This is a genomic window from Nocardioides sp. (assembly GCF_024509035.1).
In the GTDB taxonomy this organism is placed as follows: domain Bacteria; phylum Actinomycetota; class Actinomycetes; order Propionibacteriales; family Nocardioidaceae; genus Nocardioides.
On record NZ_JANINT010000318.1, the window covers coordinates 535 to 2,191 of the forward strand.

Below are 1,657 nucleotides of genomic sequence, written 5' to 3' on the forward strand. Positions count from 1 at the left end.
CGCGGCACCGAGCTCGCCGCGACCGACCGGCTCTCGGTCTGGCTGGCCGACGACGACCCCGCGCTCGTGGCGAAGGTCCGCAAGGCTCTCGCCGACCACCACGTGCGGATGGCCGACGTCCGCACGCTGGCCGACGTCCGCCGCTCCTACGACGACTCCGCGGCCGCCTGGAGCCTGCAGCTCGCCGCGCTGATCGGCGCCGTCGCCCTCCTGATCGCGCTGCTGGTCCTGGTGGTCAGCGCCGTGAGCAGCTGGCGGTTCCGCACCCGCGACCTGGCGGCGCTGCGGATGGCCGGCGTTCCGCGCCGGGCGATCGGGGCCATGTCGATCGCCTCCCAGCTGCCCGCGATCGTCGTCGGCGTGGTGGCCGGCACCGCGGCAGGCCTGTACGGCGCCCAGCTCGCCCTGCCGATCGTGCCGCTGTTCGCCGAGGACCCGCTGGTCTCGACCCTCGACCTGGACGTGGCGTGGGGCGCGGTCCTGCTGGCCGCGCTCGCGGCCCTGGTCGTGCTCGGCCTCGGCGGCCTGCTGATCGGCCGGGCGATGGCCCACCGGTCCGAGCTGCGACGGCTGAGGGAGACGATCTGATGTCCGGCACCCGGGTCACCACGCACCGGCTGGTGCACATCTACCGGTCGGAGGGGCACGAGGTCGCGGCGCTCTCGGGCGTCGACCTCGACGTCCCGTCCGGCGGCATGGTCGGGCTGCTCGGCCCGTCCGGCGCCGGCAAGTCGACGCTGCTCAACCTGCTCGCCGGGGTGTTCCGGCCCAGCGCCGGCAAGATCTTCGTCGGCGACCTCGAGCTGTCGGCCGCGACCGACCGGCAGCTCGACGCGATGCGCGCGCAGGACGTCGCGCTGATGCTCCAGGGCGCGCACCGCAACCTGCTGCCGTACTACACGCCGTACGAGAACGTCCGGTTCGCGCAGGGCGCGGCCCGGCGCGCCGGCAAGGACGTCCCGGAGCCGGACGAGGTGCTCGAGCAGGTCGGGCTCGCCGACCACGCGCACGAGCCGCTCGGCTCGCTCACGCCGGGCCACCTCCAGCTGGCCGCGCTCGCGATCGCGGTCGCGCCGCGGCCCGGCCTGCTGCTCGCCGACGAGCCGACCAGCCAGCTCGACCACGAGGCCCGCGACCGGGTGCTGGAGCGGATGTCGGTCGCGAACCGCGAGCTGGGCACCACCGTCGTGCTCGTCACCCACGACCCGGACGTGGCGGCGTACCTGCCCCGCACGATCACGATCCGCGACGGCCGGGTCGGCGGCGAGGGTCGCAGCGGCGAGGAGTACGCCGTCATCACGCCCGACGGGTTCCTGCCGCTGCCGCTGCACGTCCGCGAGGAGCTGGTGCCGGGGACGCTGGTGCGGTTCCACCGCAACGAGGACGGCGAGTACGTGCTGCAGACCGAGGAGGGCCACCACCATGGGTGAGCACGATGGATGAGCACCATGGATGAGCTCCGCGCCGAGGGTCTCCACGTCCGGTACGGCGACCTCGTCGCGGTCCGCGACGTCGACCTGGTCGTCCACCCGGGCCAGCTGATCTCGGTCACCGGGCCCTCGGGCGCCGGCAAGTCGTCGCTGCTCTGGGCGCTCGCGGGCGCCCTGCAGCCGGCGGAGGGCCGGGTGCTGCTCGCCGACGAGCCGCTCGGTGGCCG

General features: G+C 74.8%; 3 protein-coding genes. All 3 read left to right on the forward strand.

Translation table 11 applies throughout. The features are described from left to right. The coding region (locus tag Q0L15_RS20055) for an FtsX-like permease family protein (RefSeq protein ID WP_296606393.1) at window positions 1-588 on the forward strand (588 nt) is incomplete at its 5' end. Beyond that, a complete protein-coding gene (locus Q0L15_RS20060) occupies window positions 588-1,430 on the forward strand; it encodes an ATP-binding cassette domain-containing protein (protein ID WP_296606394.1) in 843 nt (280 codons plus the stop codon). The genes Q0L15_RS20055 and Q0L15_RS20060, both read left to right, overlap by 1 nt. Window positions 1,431-1,448: 18 nt before the next feature. After that, a partial coding sequence (locus tag Q0L15_RS20065; protein ID WP_296606396.1) for an ATP-binding cassette domain-containing protein occupies window positions 1,449-1,657 on the forward strand: 209 nt, incomplete at its 3' end.